Genomic DNA, 18,981 nt, shown 5'->3' with positions numbered 1-18,981 from the left:
GGTTGATGTCGAAAAACATGCTCAATGGCGCCCAGGTCATTGTCGATTATCTGATCCAGGAGAAAGTGCCGCAGGTGTTCGGGCTCTGCGGCCACGGCAACATCCAGTTCATCGACGCGCTGTACGAGCGATCCTCCGACATCAAGACGATCTCCGTGCATCACGAGAGCGTCGCCGGCTTCATGGCCGACGTTTACTACCGCGTCTCCGGTCGGCCGACCGCGACCTTCACCTCCTGCGGGCCGGGCTCGGCTAATCTGCCGATCTCCCTGGCGAACGCCTACCTCGATTCCGTGCCGTTCATGGCGATCACCGGCAATGTACCGACCAGCCAGTTCAACCGCGGTGCGTTCCAGGAAATGTACCGGCACTATCAGGCCGACTTTCCCTCCACCGTGCGCACCATGTGCAAGAAGGTGTTCCAGCCGACGCGCGGTGAGATGGTGCCGCTTGCGGTACGACAGGCTTGGAAGACGATGGTCACGGGGCGGCCCGGGCCGGTCGTGGTCGACGTGCCCTTCGACGTCTTCATGGAATCGGCGGCCGAAGAGGCGCCGAAGGCTGCCGAGTGGAGCGCCAACATCTCCAGCCGCTGCGGCGCCGATCCGGAAGGTGTCGAGAAGGCCGTCGACATGCTGCTTGCGGCTGAGCGGCCGGTGATGCTGGTTGGACAGGGCGTGCGCTATGGCGGCGCGGCGGAGGAGTTGCGCAAGCTCGCCGAGCGGCTACAGATTCCGGTTGCGGCGTCCGCAAGCGGTCTCGGTGCGCTCGACGTCAATCATCCGCTGGCGCTCGGCCTCGTCGCACGTGCCGGGCACTATCAGGCCAATCACGCCGCGCGGCAGGCCGACGTCCTGCTTGCGCTCGGCGTCCGCTTCGATGACCGCACCTCGAGCTCGTGGATCCCCGGCTATTCCTTCACGATCCCGCCGACGCGGTTGATCCATGTCGACATCGACCCCGAGGAGATCGGCCGCAACTATCCTGTCGCGCTCGGCTTGATGGCTGACGTCCGTACCTTCCTGCGGCAGGTGCATGCCGAGCTTGATCGCCGCGACAACCTTTTCAAGAAGTCGGATGCGCGCAAGAAGTGGCTGGCGCAGATCGATGGTTATCGCAAGGAGTGGGACAAGTTCGTCGCGCCCGGCTTCTCCGACGACACCACGCCGATCAATCCGCAGCGCGCGGCGGCCGAGATCGACAAGGCGTTGCCGGAGGATGCCATCCTCGTGTCCGACATCGGCGTGCACCACAATTGGCTGCTCGGCTTCTGCAAGCCGAAGCGGCCGGATTCGCTGATCGGCTCGATGGGGTTCGGCCCGATGGGCTTTGGCGTGGCCGGCGTGATGGGCGCAAAATTCGCCGCGCCCGATCGCCCCTGCGTGTCGGTCTGCGGTGACGGCGCCTTCTTCATGCATGCCAACGTGTTGGGGACGGCGGTCGAGTATAATCTGCCGGTGGTCTGGGTGGTCTGGAACAATTACGCCTATGCCTCGATCCGCGGACTGCAGCGCGGCTATCTCGGCGGCCGCGAGCTTGCGACTGACTTCAAGCATCCGGAGACCGGCGAGCGTTACAACCCTGACTTCGCGGCGATGGCGCGCGCCTGCGGCGTCGAAGGCGTGCGCGTCGATCGCGCCGGCGATCTCGGAGAGGCGATCCGCAAGGGCATCGCCGCCAACAGGCCCTACCTGATCGACGTCGATATCGCCGCGGACGTCAATCCCTCGGGCGCCGGTGTCTGGGAGTTGCCGGGCCTCGGCCAGAGCAAGGCCGGCATCGGCACGCGCTTCCAGCCGGGCTGATCGCGGTTCGCAGAAGCAATCAACAAAATATCGGGAGATGGGAATGACGCTCGCAGGCAAAAAAATCGTCGTGATCGGCGGCTCCTCAGGCATTGGCCTCGCCACGGCGGAGCTTGCAAAATCACAGGGGGCCGACGTCGTCATCGCCTCGCGCAGCGCTGCGAAGCTCGATCCGGTCGCCGAGCGGCTGAAGGTGACGGCGATCCCGACTGACGTCACCAGCGATCAGAGCGTGGCCGAACTGTTCAAGCGCATCGGCGCTGTTGATCACGTCGTGCTGACGGCTGCGCAGCTTCGCACCGGGCCGTTCAAGACGGTTGCGATGGAGGATGTGCGGGCCACGATGGAGGGAAAATTCTGGGGCGCCTGGCGGGTGGCACGTGAGGCCGCCATCAGGCCCGGTGGCTCATTGACGCTGGTCACCGGTTTCCTCAGTGTCCGGCCGCGGCCGAACTCTGCGATCGTCAGCGCGGCCAACGGCGCGCTGGAGTCGCTGGCCCGGGCACTGGCACTCGAGCTTGCGCCGGTGCGTGTCAATGCGGTCTCGCCCGGCGTGATCGACACGCCGATCCGAGCTTCGATGCCTGAGGCTGCTCGGAAGGAAATGCTGGCCAAAACGGCGGCAGCACTTCCGGTCGGCCGCGTCGGCATGGCCGAGGACATCGCCCAGCAGATCGCGAGCTTCATGAACAACGGCTTTGCCACCGGCTCGATCGTCTATGTCGACGGTGGTGCGCTGGTGAATTAGGGAGCACTGGCATGACCGAGGAAAGCAATGGCGCCTTCATCCGCAACATCGCGGAAGTGCCCTGGCGCGAATTCCCCAACCACTTTGGCGGCGCGCTGTCCAAGCCGCTGGTGATGCCGGAAACGGCGGGCTCGCGCCGCATCGACTACCGCATCTCGATGTACCAGCCGATGGCCTATGTGGCACGGCATCACCACAAGGTGCAGGAGCAGGTCTATCACGTGCTCGACGGCGAAGGATTGATGGAGATCGCCGGCAAGAACCATGTCGTCCGCAAGCACGACGTGATCTTCCTGCCGCCCGGCGTCGAGCACGCGATCTCGAACTCCGGTCTGACCGATCTCGTTTTCCTGGTGGTGACCTCACCGGTCACCGACGACGAGAAGCCGGTCTAAGCTAGCTCGAGGAGCGCTCGCGCGCCGCAACGCGGATGGCGCGAGCCTTCGCACCCTTCGCGCCGGCCGCGATCATTCCGCGCCCCTTGCCGTGGGCCGCACCGCTCTTGCGGAGCAGGACAACGAGGCGCTTGCGGGCGCGGTTCGCGGATAGCCGCGCCGCCAATTGCTCGGCCTTGCGAATGATGGTGGCGGTCGTAGGCGCGAGGTTGGCGGGTACCCAGGCGATGTCCTTGGTCTTGGACAGGCTTCCGATGCCTTCGCAAGGCGCCTCGCGCGGGAGGTCGATCCGAATCGCGAGCGCTTCCGACCGCTCGATCCAGTCTTCGGCCTTGGTGCCGGTGATGATGCGAACATAGTCGCGGGTCTCGCGCGGCAGCTCGCTCTCGCGAGCGAGCCATTTCTGGATGCGACCGGGGCCCGCATTGTAGGCGGCCGCGGCAAGGCCGAGATTGCCGAAATCGTCGCGGAGCTTGCGCAGGAATTTTGCCGATGCCGGCAGCGCCTTCATGGCATCGAAGGGGTCATCGAGCCCGACCTCGGCGGCGGTCTCCGGCATGAATTGTGCGACTCCTTGCGCGCCGGCCTGGCTGACCTCATTGGAACGGAAGCGGCTCTCTTGCCAGAGCAGGCGGGCGAAGAACGGCACGGGAATGCCGCTCTCCTCGGCCGCTTGCTTGAGCGCGCGGCAAAACTGTTCAGTCGGTGACGCCGGAGCCTGCAAGGCGGTTTCGACGGCGCGCGGCGGCTCGATCGTCTCCTCGTACGATGCGCGTGCATTGGCGAGCTCGATGGCCTGCACGCTTGCAACAAACAGCTCGACAAGGGGAACCAGTGAGGGTGCGCGATCGGCCTTGGGTGTTGCGTTGTCGAAGCTGGAAGCTTGCCAGGTCGGCGGTGTGCTGACGTCGCACATCAGAATCAGGAACGCAGCGCAAGCCGCGACGAGAAATCGCATCTCGGTAAAAGTCCTCGAACTGTGGGGGAACGACCAGCGCGCGCCGGTGACAAGGACTTCTTAACCGTAATTGCGGCGAAGCTGCGATTCCGCGAGACGGCAGGTGTTAGTACGGTGTTCCCATCGCAGGAACGCGACATCGCTCCCGCGGTTCTGATGGAACCGCAGGAAACTCTGGACGGCTAACGGTATTGAGGCAGGCCCGCAGCGCTTATGCCTTGGGGAAATCCTTGCGCATTGCGATCTCGGCGGCATCGCCGGGCGACAGCACGGTCTGCTCGAAGGCCGGCTGCGGCTTCGTCATGATGTCGTAGAGCGAGATGCCCTTGATCGGCTTGTCCATGAGGACACGAACGCAATCCGCCAGCGTGCCGTTGTAGACGAGATAGGGCGGACCACGGTCCTTCTGCCGCTCGCCCTTCAGCGATGGCCACTTCTTCAGTTCGGCCGGCGCGTCGTATGCGATCGGCGATCCCTCTTTGAACATGCGCGTGGCCCCGGGCGGCTTGGACTATCGGGGAATCCTAGAGCCGCCCGGTAAACGCGCGTTAAAGAATTAGTTCAAATCAGCCGGCAATGAAGGCGAGCAGGGTGCCGTTGGCTTTGGCTGGGGGCACGACGATCGCGGCTCCGCTGCGAACAGCCGCCGAACCCAGCGCCTTCTCCGTGGCCGCGAGATCGCCGCTGACGAGCACCAGCGCCGCGCCGCCGCGCTCGGAGAGGCCTGCGAGTGGCACGCCGGGATAGCGTTTGCCGAGCTGGTCGAGCGTCAGATAGACGAAATCGGCGCGGTCGCCGCCCGACGTCACCGTCACCGCGCCGTCGGCCTCTGCCTTCGCCTCGCGGTCGATCAGCCGCGCCAGATGGGCTGCTTCCTTCGCCGGCTCGGGCGTCGCGATCAGCACCTCGCTGATCCGCTTCGCTGCATTGGCGTGCCTCATCAGTTCGGGGATCCACACCGTCTCGCGGGTCTTGTGCTGGCAGGCGAAGATGCGCACGCCGCCTGGCGCTTCCGCGGTCGGCCACATGAAGGTACGGAATTTGGCGGCCGAGACCGTGCCGTTCGGCAGCGTGACCGGCCGCTCGAAATCGGTTGGGCCGATCGGCGTCAGGCCACGCGCGCGGATCTCTTCGGCGCCGGCGGCGCTATCGACCGCTGTGAACGCGATGCGTTCGATGCCTTCACCCTGCCGCTCGACGAAGGCCCGTGCCGGGGCGTTGTGTTCGGTTGCCACCAGCACGCCGAGCAGCTCCATATAGTCCGGATCGAACATGATGGTGTAGTTGCCGGTACCCATATGTGCGCTGTGGGTGCCGCGCGGTGAAAGGGTGAAGCCGAGCTGCCTGTAGTTTTCGGCGGCCTTGTCGAGGTCCTTCACCATGACCACGGCGTGGTCGATACCGATGACGTTCTTGAGGGCCACTGTGATTTCCCCGGCAATTGTAAACTGACTTTGGACGGCTCGCGGCCGCTGGTCCTGTCTACGCCGGATGGGCGATCAAGTCATTTTCAAATCGGCGGGGGATACGGAATTTCGTTCCGCGAAAAGCGCGATCGACGCAAAGGTCGAGGGTGTCAGCGATCCTGCTCGCTGATATAGGCGGCGAGGATGGCGCGCTCCTCGCTGGTCATTTCCGTGATGTTGCCCGGCGGCATCGCATTGGACCATGCCGCCACGCGCCCGATCAGGCGGATGTTGCGGTGGATGTGCTCGGGCGCGTCGAGCAAAATGCCCTTTGGCGCGGTGACGATGCCGGCCCAGACCGGCTCGGCGGCATGGCACATGCTGCAGCGGGACATCACGATCTCCTCGACATTGGCGAGTGTCGGCGGTGCCGACAGCGCGCCCGTCTTCACCTCGCGCGGGCCGGCCGCGGACAGGAAGAGGATCGCGATCGCGCCCGCTGCTGCGACGCCCCACACCCACCACGGCGATTTACGCCCGGCATGGCCCTCGTTGAAGAAATGGCGGATCACCGGCCCCAGCGCCAGCACGATCGCAACGATGATCCAGTTGAAGCGGGTGGCGTAGAGCAGGGGGTAATGGTTGCTGATCATCAAGACGACGACCGGCAGCGTCAGATAATTGTTGTGGACCGAGCGCTCCTTGCTGGTCTTGCCGAGTTTCGGGTCGGGCGCCTGGCCCGCGATCAGGCTCGCGACGATCTTCTTCTGGTTCGGGATAATCACCGCAAAGACGTTGGCGACCATGATGGTGCCGATGAGCGCGCCGATCTGGTTGAAGGCGCCGCGACCACTCAGGACATGGGTGAAGGCGTAGGTCAGCGCGACCAGGAACAGATAGCCGCCGATGGCAAAGGGCAGCTCGCGCTGCGCGAGCCCGGTGCGACAAGCGGCCTCATAGAGCAGCCACGCCAGCGCGAGGCTACCGAAGCTGAACAGCCCGGCCTGGATCGGCGTCAAATCGAGGATCGACTTGTCGACGAGGAATAGATCGGCGTCGAGATAGTACACCACCACCATCAGTGCGAAGCCGGACAGCCAGGTGGTGTAGGCCTCCCATTTGAACCAGGTGAGCTCGTCCGGCATCTGGCTCGGGGCCACCAGATATTTCATGATCCGGTAGAAGCCGCCGCCATGGACCTGCCAGGCCTCGCCCTGCACGCCATCAGGCAGATCACTCTTGGGCTTGAGGCTGAGGTCGAGGGCGATGAAATAGAACGAACTGCCGATCCAGGCGATCGCGGCCACCACGTGCAGCCAGCGCAGCAGCAGGCTCGCCCATTCCGATAAGATCGATCCCCACATGATCACCCCATCAATCGCGACGTCGATGCCGCAGCTTTGATGACCGCAACCGGCGGTCGCGCCCTTACAATCTGTCGCACCGATCCGCGCCGTTTTCCAGTACGATGGGTCATACCAAATGCACATCGTGCGGGCATGAGCTGACGTGGGATTTGGCAGAAAAAGTCCGGGAGGAAGGCGACGTGATATCTCGTGTTTCGCAGATGATGGCGCCCGCATGGCTGTTGGTGGCCTGCGCCGGCGCGCAAGCCGAACCCGTGCTGCAGGGCAAGGATGCCTATGGCAGCTGGCAGGCCGACAAGCCCGGCGTGGTCAGGCTGATCCGCCCGGAGGATTTGCCGAAGCCCGGGGCCTCGCCGTCGGTCTCCAATGCCACGCGGGTGACGTCGCGTGGCAGCGCCACACCATTCGTGCCTGCGGGATTCAAGATCGAGCTGTTGACCGACGGCCTGTCCGACGCGCGCGTGCTGCGCGTCGCACCGAATGGCGACATTTTCGTTGCCGAGACCGGGCCCGGGCGCATCCGCGTGCTGCGTCTTGGGGAGGGCGGCAAGGTCGTCTCGAACGAGGTCTTTGCCAGCGGACTCACTCGCCCGTTCGGGATCGCCTTCTTCCCGAACGGTGACAATCCGCAATGGGTCTATGTCGCCAATATCGGCAACGTCGTCCGCTTTCCCTATCACGCCGGAGACATGAAGGCGTCGGGCAAGCCGGATGTTGTGGTGGCAAACCTGGCGCAAGGGTCAGGCCACTCAACCCGCGACATCGTGTTCACGCCCGATGGCAAGCGCATGCTGGTGTCGGTCGGCTCCGCCAGCAATGTCGCCGAGGGTATGGGGAACCCGCCCGGCGGGCTCGAGGCCTGGTCCAAGGCGCAGGCGGTCGGCGCCTCCTGGGGCTATGAGGTCGAGCGTGCCGCGGTGCTCTCGTTCGATCCCGAAGGCAAGGACCGCAAGCTTTACGCCACCGGCATACGCAACTGCGTCGGCCTCGCGATCCAGCCGCAGACCGGCCTGCCCTGGTGTTCGACCAACGAGCGCGACGGCCTCGGCGACGATCTCGTGCCCGACTACGTCACCAGCGTGAAGGAGGGCGCCTTCTACGGCTGGCCGTGGTTCTACATCGGCAGCAACGAAGACCCGCGCCATGCCGGCGCGCGGCCGGACCTCAAGGACAAGGTGACGGTGCCCGATGTGCTGGTGCAGCCGCATTCGGCCTCGCTCGGCATGACCTTCTATCAGGGCACGCAGTTTCCATCCGAATATCAGGGTGACGCCTTCGCCGCCGAGCACGGCTCCTGGAACCGCTCGAAGCGCACCGGCTACAAGGTGATCCGCATCAGGATGAAGGACGGCAAGCCGACCGGCGAGTACGAGGACTTTGCCACCGGTTTTGTCGTGAACGATACGCAGGTGTGGGGCCGGCCGGTGGGGATCGCGGTGGCGAAGGACGGTGCGCTGCTGGTGTCGGAGGATACGGGCGGCACGATCTGGCGCGTGACGCATTAGTCTCCCGGCGATGAAGGTGCACCCTCGCCCCTTGCGGGAGAGGGTGGCTTCGCGCCACCTTCTCCCACAAGGGGAGAAGGGAAGTGGGCATCGTGCTCGCGTCGCTACCCCCGCCGCACGCTTGCCCCGCCATCCACCGGCAGCGTCACGCCCGTAATGAAATTCGCTTCATCCGACGCCAAAAACAGCGCGGCGTTGGCGACGTCCCAGCCCGTGCCCATCTTCTTGCGCAGCGGCACCTTGCTGTCGCGTTCGGCTTCGACTTCGGCGCGCGTCTTGTGCCATTCGCGGGCGCGGGTGTCGACGGCCATCGGCGTGTTCATCAGGCCGGGCAGGATGACGTTGGCGCGGATGCCGTATTCGGCGTTCTGATAGGCGAGCTGCTCGGTGAAAGCGATCATCGCCGATTTCGTCGCCTTGTAGGCGACATAGGGATAGGTGGTGATCGCGGCCATCGAGGAGATGTTGATGATGGCGCCGCCGTTCTGCGCGCGCATGATCGGGATCACCTCCTTGGCCGCGAGGATGCAGCTCTTCAGATTGATGGCGACGACGCGGTCGAATGCTTCCTCCGTGATCTGAAGCAGCTCGGCATCGCCGCCGGACAGGCTGACGCCGACATTGTTGTGCAGCACGTCGATCCGGCCCCAACGCGATTTGGCGTCGGCGACCATCGCCTTGATGTCGGCGGACTTGGTCACGTCGGCCTTGAAGGCGGCCGCGATGCCTTGCTTCGCCGCAATCAGGTCGACCGTCTCCTGCGCAGACTCCAGGTGATGGTCGACGCACAGCACCTTCGCGCCCTCACGTGCGAAGGTCAGCGCGGTGGCGCGGCCGTTGCCCATGCCTTCGCCGGGGCTCTGGCCGGCGCCGACGATGATCGCAACCTTGTCCTTCAGGCGCATGTCACTTCACTCCCGGGATCGGGTACTGCTGGAGTACCTCTTTGTAATAAGGCTCGTTGTCGATCTTCATGGTGGCGAGTACGCGCACCACGCCGCAATAGAAGGCGATGGTGAGCACGAGGTCGACCATGTGCTCGTCTGAGAGATGTGTCTTGATCTCGGCGAAGGTCGCATCCGACATTGCGAGCTCGCGCACCATCTCGCGGGCGCCTTTCAGGATCGCCTTCGCCAAGGGCTCCAGCTTCGACGGTTTGCCCTCGGTCTCCGCCATCAGGCCGGCGATGTCCTCGTCGGTGACGCCGAACTCCTTGCCGATCTTCACGTGATGGGTGAATTCGTATTCCGATTTCTCCATCCAGCCGACCTGCAGGATCGCAAGCTCCCGCAGCCGCGGGTCGAGCTTGCTCTTGAAGCGGATGTAGCCGCCGACGCCGTTGAAGGCGCGCGCCATCTCCGGCGAGTTGACCAAGAGCTTGTGCAGATTGGTATTGCGCTTGAGCATGTCGCGATATTCGGGCGCGACCTGGTCGGCTTCGAGATAGGGCAGGCGGGCCATTTCCGTGTTTCCTCTAGTGTTCTTGTGACTCGCGTTCGGGCGCTTGCAACGTCACGCCGCCGTCGACCACCAGCACCTGGCCGGTGATGTAGCGCGCGAAATTGCTGAGCAGGAATTTGACGGCATGGCCGACGTCCCAGCCGGTGCCTTCGGTCTTGAGCAGCGAAGCCCTGGCGCGGTTGGCGCGAGCCTGCTCGCTCATGCCGCGGGCATAGACCATCGGCGTGTACATCGGTCCGGGGCAGATGCAGTTGACGCGGATGTTGTCGCGGCCGTGATCGACCGCCATGGCGCGCGTCAGCCCGATGATGGCAGCCTTCGAAGTGGTGTAGGTCGTGAGCCCGCGCGGGCGCAGCGCCGAGATCGAGGAGATATTGACGATCGCGCCGCCCTTGGCGGTCTTGATCATGGCGGGGATCGCGTGCTTCGAGAGCAGGAACATGGTTTCGACATTGACCTGCATGACGCGGCGGTATTGCTCGGGCGCCTCGTCGACGACGCTGCCGCGGCTGCCGATGCCGACATTGTTGTCGAGGAAATCGAGCCGGCCCCAGCGGTCGAGCGCGGCTTCGACCAGCGCCTTGCAATCGGCTTCGCTGGTGACGTCGCCGCCATGGGCCGCGGCCGTACCGCCTTCCGCCGTGATCATCTCGACGGAGCGCTCGGCGAGCTTGAGGTCGCGATCGGCCACCAGCACTTTTGCACCGGCGCGGGCGAGCAGAATTGCTGCAGCGCGGCCGTTGCCGATGCCGTCGCCAGCGGCCCCGCCGCCACTGATCAGCGCCACCTTGCCGGCGAGGCCGGCATCGTCCTCAGGGCCCTGCATGTCGTTTCATCCCGATATTTTCGTGCAAACTAGCAATGGACCGCAGAGGTGAGAAGGCCGGCCGTCCCGCGCCGATGTCATTGACATCGCACGGAATTGCATGCCGCCGGGCGAGATGAGCCGCGATTGAGCGACGACGGTGCGGAACCCTCTTCACGCAACTGCGTTTGCGGCGGGGGAGTTTTTCGCGTTAGCTTCCCCTCGGGGTCTCCCAATCGCCAGTGGCTTGCCGATGAATCTGCTCGATCCACAAGGGCCGGTGGCTGCCGCCAACAGCACCATCCTGGTCGATTCCGTCGTCATCATGCTCGCGATCGTGGTGCCAACCATTTTCGCGATCCTGGCTTTTGCGTTCTGGTTTCGCGCGTCCAATCCGAAGGCGCGCTTTCAGCCCGACTTCGTCTATTCCGGACGCGTCGAGATGGTGGTGTGGGCGATCCCCGCGCTGACCGTGATCCTGCTCGGCGGCGTCGCCTGGATCGGCTCGCATAAGCTCGATCCCGCAGCGCCGGTGCCCGGCACGGGCAGTCCGGTGCGCATCCAGGTCGTCTCGCTCGACTGGAAATGGCTCTTCATCTATCCCGACCAGCGCATCGCCACCGTCAACACACTGACGGTGCCGGCCGGCGCCGAGCTGAACTTCCAGCTGACGTCGTCGAGCGTGATGAACGTGTTCTTCATCCCGCAACTCGGAAGCATGATCTACACCATGAACGGCATGGTGACGCGGCTGAACCTGCGTGCTGACAATGAGGGTAAGCTCCAGGGCCTGGGGGCGCATTTCTCCGGCGACGGCTTTCCGGAGATGATGTTCGACGTCAACGTGATCTCGCCGCTGTCATTTCCGGATTGGGTCACGTCCACGGCGAAGAGCGACGCCGTGCTGAACGAGGACAGCTACAAGAAGCTGATGCAGCAGGGCGTCGAGAGGGGCAGGCCGATCTATCGGCTCGAGGACCCGCGCCTGTTCGACCTGATCGCAACCCAGCACATTCCGCCGGGGCCGGGGCCCGAGCTCGTCTCCGATGCCGGCCGTCCCCACAGTGGAGGCCACGATGCTCGGTAAGCTCGACTGGTCGGCTATCCCGTTCGATCAGCCGATTCCGCTGATCGCGGGCGGCGTGGTGCTGGTGGGAATTCTCGCGGTCCTGATCTGGGTCGTGGTGAAGGGCTATCTGCCCTATCTCTGGCACGAATGGATCACCAGCGTCGACCACAAGCGGATCGGCGTCATGTACATCCTGCTGGCCTCGGTGATGCTGCTGCGCGGCGGCAGCGACGCCATCATGATGCGGATCCAGCAGGCGATCGCCTACCAGTCGCAGGGCTACCTTCCGCCGGAGCACTACAACCAGATCTTTTCGGCGCACGGCACCATCATGATCTTCTTCGTGGCGATGCCGTTTGTAATCGGGCTGATGAACCTGGTCGTGCCGCTGCAGCTCGGCGTGCGTGACGTCGCTTTCCCGACGCTGAACTCGGTTGGCTTCTGGCTGACCGCAACCGGCGCTCTGCTGGTCAATCTGTCGCTCGTGATCGGCGAGTTCGCGCGCACCGGCTGGCTCGCCTTCCCGCCACTGTCCGAGCTGTCCTATTCGCCCGGCGTCGGCGTTGACTACTACGCGTGGTCTCTGCAAATCTCCGGCGTCGGCACGCTGGTCGCCGGCATCAACCTGGTGACGACGGTGCTGAAGCTGCGCACCAAGGGCATGAACTATCTGCGCATGCCGATGTTCTGCTGGACCACGCTGGCCTCGAACCTGCTGATCGTGGCGGCGTTCCCGATCCTCACCGCGACGCTGGCGATGCTGCTGCTTGATCGTTACCTCGGCTTCCACTTCTTCACCAATGAAGCCGGCGGCAACGTCATGATGTTCATGAATCTGATCTGGGCCTGGGGCCATCCGGAGGTCTACATCCTCGTCCTGCCGGCTTTCGGCATCTTCTCCGAAGTGGTCTCGACCTTTTCCGGCAAGGCGCTGTTCGGCTATCGCTCGATGGTGCTCGCGACCATGGCGATCTGCGTCATTTCCTTCATGGTCTGGCTGCATCATTTCTTCACGATGGGCGCCGGCCCCGACGTCAACGCCATCTTCGGCATCGCCAGCATGATCATCGCGGTGCCGACGGGGGTGAAGATCTATAACTGGCTGTTCACGATGTATGGCGGCCGCATCCGCTTTGCGACGCCGATGCTGTGGGCGGTCGGTTTCATGGTCACCTTCATCATCGGCGGCTTGACCGGCGTGCTGGTCGCAGTACCGCCAGCCGACTTCATGCTCCACAACAGCATGTTCCTGGTCGCGCACTTCCACAACGTCATCATCGGCGGTGTGCTGTTCGGCGCGTTCGCCGGCTTCGAATACTGGTTTCCGAAGGCCTTCGGGTTTCGCCTCGACGAGCGTTGGGGCAAGCTGGCGTTCTGGTTCACCTTCACGGGCTTCTACATCACCTTCGTGCCGCTCTATGTGGCCGGCATGCTCGGCATGACGCGGCGCATGCAGCACTATGATGTCGCGGAGTGGCAGCCCTGGATGATCGTCGCGGCCGTCGGCATGGCCGTGCTGTCGATCGGCGTCATCTGCCAGATCATGCAGCTCGTGGTCAGCATCAGGAATCGCGAGGCCTTGCGCGATCGCACCGGCGATCCCTGGGACGGGCGCTCGCTGGAATGGGCGACCTCATCGCCGCCGCCGGTGTTCAATTTCGCCTTTCATCCGGACGTTCGTGGCGAGGATGCCTATTGGGACATGAAGATCGCGGCCCAGCAGCAATCGCTCGAACACGACGTGCCTGAGTATCACGACATCGAGATGCCCAGGAACTCGCCGACCGGCTTCGTCTGTGCGTTCTTCGCCACCATCATGGGCTTCGCGCTGATCTGGCACATCTGGTGGATGGTGATTTTGGGCGGCATCGGTGCGTTCGCGACCTTCGTCGTGTTCGCCTGGCGTGACCACGACGAATACGTCATTCCGGCCGCGGAGGTCGCCGCGATCGACCGCATCAATCTTGAGGAACGGCGCAGTCTCGTCAGCATGGCGGGAGCGATCTGATGGCGATGACCGCAACCGTCGGCCACGCGCACGCGGATCCCCACCACATCGGCGTCGTTGTCGAGCATCCCGGGCCCGCGTCGAAGCGGATCGTCACCGCTTACGGATTCTGGGTGTTTCTGCTCTCCGACATCGTGATGTTCTCCTGCTTCTTTGCGGCTTATGCGGTGCTGGTCAGCCAGACCGCCGACGGCCCCAAGGGCTCGGAGATCTTTGAGCAGCGCAACGTTGCGATCGAGACGGTCTGTCTGCTGCTGTCGAGCTTTACCTGCGGCATGGCCAGTATCGCGGCCGACGTTCGCAACCGGTTCTGGTTCTATCTCGGCATGGCCGTGACCTGTGTGCTCGGGCTGATCTTTCTGGCCATTGAGTTCAAGGAATTCGCGGACCTCGTCGCCCGCGGCTATGGCCCGTCACGCAGCGCCTTCCTGACTGCGTTCTTCTCGCTGGTCGGGTGTCACGGCCTGCATGTGTCGGCCGGCGTGCTGTGGCTGCTCACCATGATGGCCCAGGTCTTCGCCAAGGGCTTTCGCGCCGACGTCCTGCGCCGCATGATGTGCTTTGCGCTATTCTGGCATGCGCTCGACATCATCTGGGTCGGCGTCTTTTCCGTCGTCTATTTGCTTGGGAGTGGCGTATGAGCGATCAGGCGCACATGCATGCCGAGCACGACATCGCCCCCGGCGATGAAGAACAACACAGCGTCGGCGAGCGCATCATCGGCTATGTCGTCGGTCTCGTCCTCGCGTTGCTGCTCACGGCGACCTCGTTCTTCATCGCCGGCACCGATCTGGTCTGGCAGCCGTCGATCCCGGTTGCGCTGATCGTGCTCGCGATCGCGCAGATGGGCGTGCACCTCGTGTTTTTCCTGCACATCACCACGGGCCCGGATAACACCAACAACGTGCTGGCGCTGGCCTTCGGATTGCTGGTCGTCTTCCTGGTGGTGGGCGGAACCGTCTGGATCATGTCCCATCTCAACCAGAACATGCCGCCGATGGATCAGTTCATCCGGATGCACAGCTAGCGCCGCGCAAAAAAGAAGAGCCGCTTGTTTGTGACAAGCGGCCCAAGTCTAGGGAGGAAACGCCCGAGCAAAGCAATCGGACCGAAGCCGGATTGCCGCCAAGGAAACGCTCGCGCAAAGCGCTTGCGTACACATATAGGTGTAGCAACTCCCCTTTGAGTTCAATCCCGGATCAATACTGTCTCGGACTACCACTCACGGCTGCGTGAACCAAAAGTTCACTTTGGCCGGCGGCAGTTATAGGCCTTGCGGAAGCCCGAGGCCTGCGCGTCGTCCTCCGAGCAGAACCAGCGGTCCGGCCTGGTGGTCGCGGCGTAGCTCGGGCAGCCCCGCAGATGGTAGATGCCGATATTGCCGGTGACGCGCGCGCGCACCGCAAGCTTGCCCTTGATGGCGCAGCTCGGCGGCGCCGTCAGCTCATCCGGAAACAGCACCGCGCGAATCTCCTTGTCACGGTCGGCGCGGCAGGCGGCGCCGAGCAGGGCACCGTCCTTCTTCCCGGTGCGGAATTCTTGCGGTGCAACAAAGCAGCCCTTCCAGATCCCGGCCGAGGCCGTCTTGGCTTCGGCCGCCGCCGGTTTGACGTTGGCCTTGAGGGGCTCGCGCGCGATGGCAAAGCCCAGTTTGACCAGTTGCTCGTTCAACGAGACCTTGTCGCCCTCGACCGTGCAGATCGCCCGGTGGCGCTTGCCAAAATTCTTCTCGGGACCGACATCGTCGCAACGCACGGACTTTCCGCCGATCAGCTTGGTGAGCTGGTCGCGAGCCTCGATGCCACAGGTCCAGGGATCGGCGTGGTCGTCGATGCAGACCTGGTCCAGCTCGGGCGCGTCGACGCCGTCGAGCCGGTAGGTGACGTCGCCGAGCTGGATCGAATTGGCGTCCCGGACCGTCGCGGCCGCGGTCAGCGCGCTGGCGGGGCTGGAGGTCCCCAGAAATCCGGACAGAGCGAGAAACAAGACAAGCGCGAAGGCGCGGGTGGCGGCAAATGAATTCTCGACGGACATAATTTCTCGCTATCGATTGCGCGTGCCCCTCGTTCCTAGCATCCGGATAGGACGATACCAATGGTCTGCGCTGTGCGAAGTGCGACATTCGCCCGCCAGCCTTTACTCGCCGGCCGGTCTGCCCCTATCGTTTGTCGGCCTTGCGAGCCGTGATGGCCGAATCGCCCGGGAAGCGGCGAGGGCTGGAGGAAGACATTTTGACGAAAGACCCCGTGGACGTCCTGATCATCGGCGCCGGCGCTTCGGGCGCCGCGGTGGCGTGGTCGCTGGCCGAGACCAAGATGCACATTCTCTGCCTCGAGCAGGGCGGCTGGATGAACCCGGCGGAATATCCCAGCACGGGCCGCGACTGGGAGGCCAAGTTCTACGGCGAGTGGTCGTCGAGCCCCAATGTCCGCGGCCGGCCCGAGGACTACCCGATCAACGACGACAATTCGCCGATCAAGGTCGTCAACTACAATGCGGTCGGCGGCTCGACCGTGATGTACACCGCGCACTGGCCGCGGCTGCATCCCTCCGATTTCAAGGTGAAGACGCTGGACGGCGTCGCCGACGACTGGCCGATCGACTACGACGCGCTGACCCCGTTCTTCGAAGAGAACGACCGGATCATGGGCACGTCCGGTCTATCGGGCGATCCGCTGTCGCCGCTGACGCATCCGCCGATGCCGCAGCAGCCGCTCGGATTGTCCGGCGCGATCATCGGCAAGGCCATGAACAAGCTCGGCTGGCACTGGTGGCCATCGGATACGACGGTCGCGACCACCGATTATGAGGGCCGCGCCCGCTGCATCAATCTCGGCCATTGCACGCCGGCCTGCGCGCAAGGCGCAAAATCCTCGACCGACATCACCTATTGGCCGCAGGCGGTCCGCGCCGGTGTCGAGCTGCGCACCCATTGCCGGGTGCGCGAGATCACGACCGACGAGAACGGCATGGCCTCGGGCGTGGTCTATTACGACAAGGACGGTGTCGAGCAGTTCCAGCCGGCGCATGTCGTCATCATCGCCTGCAACGGCGTCGGCACGCCGCGGCTGCTGCTGAACTCGAAATCCGATCGCTTCCCGAACGGGCTTGCCAATTCGTCAGGTCTCGTCGGCAAGAATTTGATGTTCCACCCCTATGCGCAGATCTACGGCTACGTGAAGGAGCCGACCGATTCGAACCGCGCGCCACCGACCTGCCTGTGGAGCAAGGAATGGTACGACACGGATCTCTCTCGCGGCTTTGTCCGCGGCTATGGCGTCCAGTTCGTGCGCGGGGCAGGGCCGGTGTTCGAGGCCGTCGTCAGTGAGCAAAAGGGCATTCTGCCCTGGGGCGCGGATCATCACCGCGTCTTCCGCAAGCTCAACGGCCATCGGCTCGGTTTCTCCGCGATCTGCGAGGACCTGCCGGAGGAGCACAACCAGGTTACGCTCGATCCCGTGCTGAAGGACAGCCACGGCATACCCGCGCCGAAGATCAACTACACGATCTCTGAGAACAGCCAGAAGATGATGGATCATGCGCTCGCCCGCGGCCGGGAGATCCTGGAAATGGCGGGGGCGACCGACATCTGCGTCAATTCGCCGATCCCGTGGGGCGGCTGGCATCTGCTTGGCACCGCGCGGATGGGCACGGATCCCAAGCGCTCCGTCGTCAACGAATGGGGCCGCACCCACGACGTGAAGAACCTCTTCATCGTCGACGGCAGCATCTTCGTCACCTCGGGCGGCGTGAATCCGACCTCCACCATCCAGGCCCTCGCGCTCTACATCGCCGATCAGATGAAGCAGCGCCTTGCAAACTTGTTCGACTGAGGCCGTCATGTCCGCAGACACTCAACTCACGCGCGCCCAGCGCGACGACCTCCGCGCCATCGCCGGCATGATCGTGCCCGCAAGCGACGAGTACAAGGTGCCGGGCGCCGACGACGGCGCGATCCAGGCCGACATCCTGGCAACGCTCGGCCGCGACACCAGATTGGTGATAGCGGCGCTGGACCATCTGGCACGGCTGGCAGGAGGTCAGCTCGCAGAGCTCGATGCCGCGAAGCGCGATGCGGTGGCGCAGGAGTTTCGCAAAGACGGTGGCGCGGCTGCAGCGACGCTCGTTCGCGTGGTCCTGCAATGCTACTATCGCGATGACCGCGTGTTGCGTTCGCTCGGGCTCGAGCTGCGCGCGCCATTCCCCAAAGGCTATGTGCTGCCGGATGGCGACTGGTCGCTGCTCGATCCGGTCAAGGCGAGGGCCGGCACGCTGCGGCGGGCGCCCTAGCCACCTGGGTAGTCAAGCACTGGCAGTCCAGCCTTGCGCCCCGGGCGGGTCACTTGCGCGGCACGGAACAGGCCACCATCTGTGTGAGCCTCAAGGACTTTTGCCATGCTGGATTTTACCTCAGATATCGTCGATGACGCTGCGTCATCGCAAACGACGGCGGCCGCTCCGGTCGATGACCGGGCGCTGCTGGACGCCTATTCCAATGCCGTGATCGATGTGACCGACCGCGTCGGTCCTGCGGTCGTGCGGGTCGAGACGGGGCCAAAAACGCCGAGCGGTCGCGAGCGCGGCGGGCTCGGCTCCGGCATCGTGATCTCGCCGGATGGGCTCGTGCTCACGAATAGCCATGTGGTCGGCTCTTCCAAGGAGATCCGGCTGCGCGATGTCGAGGGCCATGTCGGCGATGCCCGGGTGCTCGGCGTCGATCCTGATACGGATCTGGCACTGCTGCGCGCCAACGGCGTGCGTGACTTGCCCTATGCCGCGCTTGGCAATTCGAAGACGTTGCGTCGCGGCCAGCTGGTGATCGCGATCGGCAATCCGCTCGGTTTTGAATCGACTGTCACCGCCGGCGTCGTCTCGGCGCTCGGACGCTCGATCCGTTCGGTGAGCGGGCGTACCATCGAGGATGTGATCCAGACCGATGCCGCGCTCAATCCCGGCAATTCCGGCGGACCGCTGGTGTCGTCGAATGCGGAGGTGATCGGAATCAACACCGCCATCATCAATGGCGCGCAAGGCATCTGCTTCGCGGTCGCCAGCAATACTGCGCAATTTGTGCTGTCGGAGATCATCCGCCACGGCTATGTCCGCCGCGCCTTTATCGGCGTCGCCGGACAGACCGCGCCGGTGCCGCGACGGCATGCGGTGCTGGCCGGCGTCGAGAACAAGATGGGCGCACTGTTGATGCAGATCGAGCAGGACGGCCCAGCGGCGAAGGCGGGACTGCTCCCCGGCGACGTCGTGATCAGGCTCGATGGCGTCGACATCAACGGCGTCGACGATCTGATCCGCGTGCTCGACCGCGACCGGATCGGCCGGCGGCTCGCCATGGACGTGCTGCGGCGTGGCCAAATGAGGGCGTTCGATATCGATCCGACCGAGCGGAAGCCGCAGCGCTAGCTGCGAGCCCGCGGGCGGGGTATGACGGTGTCATGCCTC

The 18,981-nt window shown here is 64.2% G+C and carries 19 protein-coding genes; 11 read left to right on the top strand and 8 right to left on the bottom strand.

Annotation, left to right across the window (positions count from 1 at the left end):
- Positions 1-5 precede the first annotated feature (5 nt).
- Genes QA645_RS31605 through QA645_RS31595 form a run of 3 tightly spaced genes read left to right on the top strand, consistent with a single transcriptional unit; the run spans position 6 to position 2,948 of the window.
- On the top strand, positions 6-1,805 hold the full coding sequence (locus QA645_RS31605) for a thiamine pyrophosphate-binding protein (protein ID WP_283045195.1): 1,800 nt from the start codon (positions 6-8) through the stop codon (positions 1,803-1,805).
- Positions 1,806-1,848: 43 nt separating this feature from the next.
- Positions 1,849-2,553, top strand: a complete 705-nt coding sequence (locus QA645_RS31600; RefSeq protein WP_283045194.1) for an SDR family oxidoreductase — start codon at positions 1,849-1,851, stop codon at positions 2,551-2,553.
- A gap of 11 nt (positions 2,554-2,564) precedes the next feature.
- Positions 2,565-2,948, top strand: coding sequence for a cupin domain-containing protein (locus tag QA645_RS31595; RefSeq protein ID WP_254129815.1), 384 nt, complete (start codon positions 2,565-2,567; stop codon positions 2,946-2,948).
- A gap of 1 nt (position 2,949) precedes the next feature.
- Here the strand turns inward: QA645_RS31595 and QA645_RS31590 are convergent, their stop codons facing one another.
- From QA645_RS31590 to QA645_RS31575, 4 genes are all read right to left on the bottom strand, one after another.
- Positions 2,950-3,906 carry a lytic transglycosylase domain-containing protein gene (locus QA645_RS31590; RefSeq protein WP_283045193.1) on the bottom strand — a complete coding sequence of 319 codons (957 nt, stop codon included), beginning with the start codon at positions 3,904-3,906 and terminating at the stop codon, positions 2,950-2,952.
- A 211-nt stretch (positions 3,907-4,117) separates the two neighbouring features.
- Positions 4,118-4,393, bottom strand: coding sequence for a hypothetical protein (locus QA645_RS31585; protein WP_254129817.1), 276 nt, complete (start codon positions 4,391-4,393; stop codon positions 4,118-4,120).
- 79 nt (positions 4,394-4,472) lie between these two features.
- Positions 4,473-5,330, bottom strand: a complete 858-nt coding sequence (locus QA645_RS31580) for a VOC family protein (protein WP_283045192.1) — start codon at positions 5,328-5,330, stop codon at positions 4,473-4,475.
- 152 nt (positions 5,331-5,482) lie between these two features.
- Positions 5,483-6,676, bottom strand: a complete 1,194-nt coding sequence (locus QA645_RS31575) for a urate hydroxylase PuuD (protein WP_283045191.1) — start codon at positions 6,674-6,676, stop codon at positions 5,483-5,485.
- 182 nt (positions 6,677-6,858) lie between these two features.
- On the opposite strand from QA645_RS31575, the gene QA645_RS31570 reads away from it, so the two are divergent.
- Complete coding sequence (locus QA645_RS31570; RefSeq protein WP_283045190.1) at positions 6,859-8,184, top strand: sorbosone dehydrogenase family protein; 1,326 nt, start codon at positions 6,859-6,861, stop codon at positions 8,182-8,184.
- Positions 8,185-8,288: 104 nt separating this feature from the next.
- On the opposite strand, the gene QA645_RS31565 is transcribed toward QA645_RS31570, so the two are convergent.
- From QA645_RS31565 to QA645_RS31555, 3 genes are read right to left on the bottom strand one after another with little or no spacing between them, the layout of a single operon-like run.
- Positions 8,289-9,089, bottom strand: coding sequence for an SDR family NAD(P)-dependent oxidoreductase (locus tag QA645_RS31565; protein ID WP_283045189.1), 801 nt, complete (start codon positions 9,087-9,089; stop codon positions 8,289-8,291).
- 1 nt (position 9,090) lies between these two features.
- Complete coding sequence (locus QA645_RS31560) at positions 9,091-9,645, bottom strand: carboxymuconolactone decarboxylase family protein (RefSeq protein ID WP_283045188.1); 555 nt, start codon at positions 9,643-9,645, stop codon at positions 9,091-9,093.
- A gap of 13 nt (positions 9,646-9,658) precedes the next feature.
- Complete coding sequence (locus tag QA645_RS31555; RefSeq protein ID WP_283045187.1) at positions 9,659-10,471, bottom strand: SDR family oxidoreductase; 813 nt, start codon at positions 10,469-10,471, stop codon at positions 9,659-9,661.
- Between the two features lie 232 nt (positions 10,472-10,703).
- Between QA645_RS31555 and QA645_RS31550 the strand changes: the two genes are divergently transcribed.
- Genes QA645_RS31550 through cyoD form a run of 4 tightly spaced genes read left to right on the top strand, consistent with a single transcriptional unit; the run spans position 10,704 to position 14,554 of the window.
- Positions 10,704-11,537: a cytochrome ubiquinol oxidase subunit II gene (locus QA645_RS31550; RefSeq protein WP_283045186.1), complete on the top strand. Its 834-nt coding sequence runs from the start codon at positions 10,704-10,706 to the stop codon at positions 11,535-11,537.
- Positions 11,527-13,527, top strand: a complete 2,001-nt coding sequence (cyoB, locus tag QA645_RS31545; protein ID WP_283045185.1) for a cytochrome o ubiquinol oxidase subunit I — start codon at positions 11,527-11,529, stop codon at positions 13,525-13,527. The genes QA645_RS31550 and cyoB overlap by 11 nt, the downstream gene beginning before the upstream one ends.
- Entirely contained in the window at positions 13,527-14,168 is a 642-nt protein-coding gene (locus QA645_RS31540) for a cytochrome (ubi)quinol oxidase subunit III (protein WP_283045184.1), read from the top strand. The genes cyoB and QA645_RS31540 overlap by 1 nt, the downstream gene beginning before the upstream one ends.
- Positions 14,165-14,554 carry a cytochrome o ubiquinol oxidase subunit IV gene (gene cyoD / locus QA645_RS31535; protein ID WP_283045183.1) on the top strand — a complete coding sequence of 130 codons (390 nt, stop codon included), beginning with the start codon at positions 14,165-14,167 and terminating at the stop codon, positions 14,552-14,554. The genes QA645_RS31540 and cyoD overlap by 4 nt, the downstream gene beginning before the upstream one ends.
- 218 nt (positions 14,555-14,772) lie before the next feature.
- On the opposite strand, the gene QA645_RS31530 is transcribed toward cyoD, so the two are convergent.
- Entirely contained in the window at positions 14,773-15,561 is a 789-nt protein-coding gene (locus tag QA645_RS31530) for a thermonuclease family protein (protein ID WP_254192523.1), read from the bottom strand.
- Between the two features lie 197 nt (positions 15,562-15,758).
- Between QA645_RS31530 and QA645_RS31525 the strand changes: the two genes are divergently transcribed.
- The 3 genes from QA645_RS31525 to QA645_RS31515 all read left to right on the top strand — a co-directional run bounded on the left by QA645_RS31525 (position 15,759) and on the right by QA645_RS31515 (position 18,942).
- Entirely contained in the window at positions 15,759-17,360 is a 1,602-nt protein-coding gene (locus QA645_RS31525) for a GMC family oxidoreductase (RefSeq protein ID WP_283045182.1), read from the top strand.
- Between the two features lie 7 nt (positions 17,361-17,367).
- The gene (locus QA645_RS31520; protein WP_283045181.1) at positions 17,368-17,817 is read left to right on the top strand and encodes a hypothetical protein; all 450 of its coding nucleotides are present in this window, start codon (positions 17,368-17,370) and stop codon (positions 17,815-17,817) included.
- 105 nt (positions 17,818-17,922) lie between these two features.
- Positions 17,923-18,942, top strand: a complete 1,020-nt coding sequence (locus QA645_RS31515) for a trypsin-like peptidase domain-containing protein (RefSeq protein ID WP_283045180.1) — start codon at positions 17,923-17,925, stop codon at positions 18,940-18,942.
- The last annotated feature ends 39 nt before the right edge of the window (positions 18,943-18,981 follow it).

It is taken from the genome of Bradyrhizobium sp. CIAT3101 (assembly GCF_029714945.1).
Classification (GTDB): Bacteria; Pseudomonadota; Alphaproteobacteria; order Rhizobiales; family Xanthobacteraceae; genus Bradyrhizobium.
Note: the sequence above shows the minus strand (reverse complement) of the source record. Positions and strands in the feature narration are given on the sequence as shown.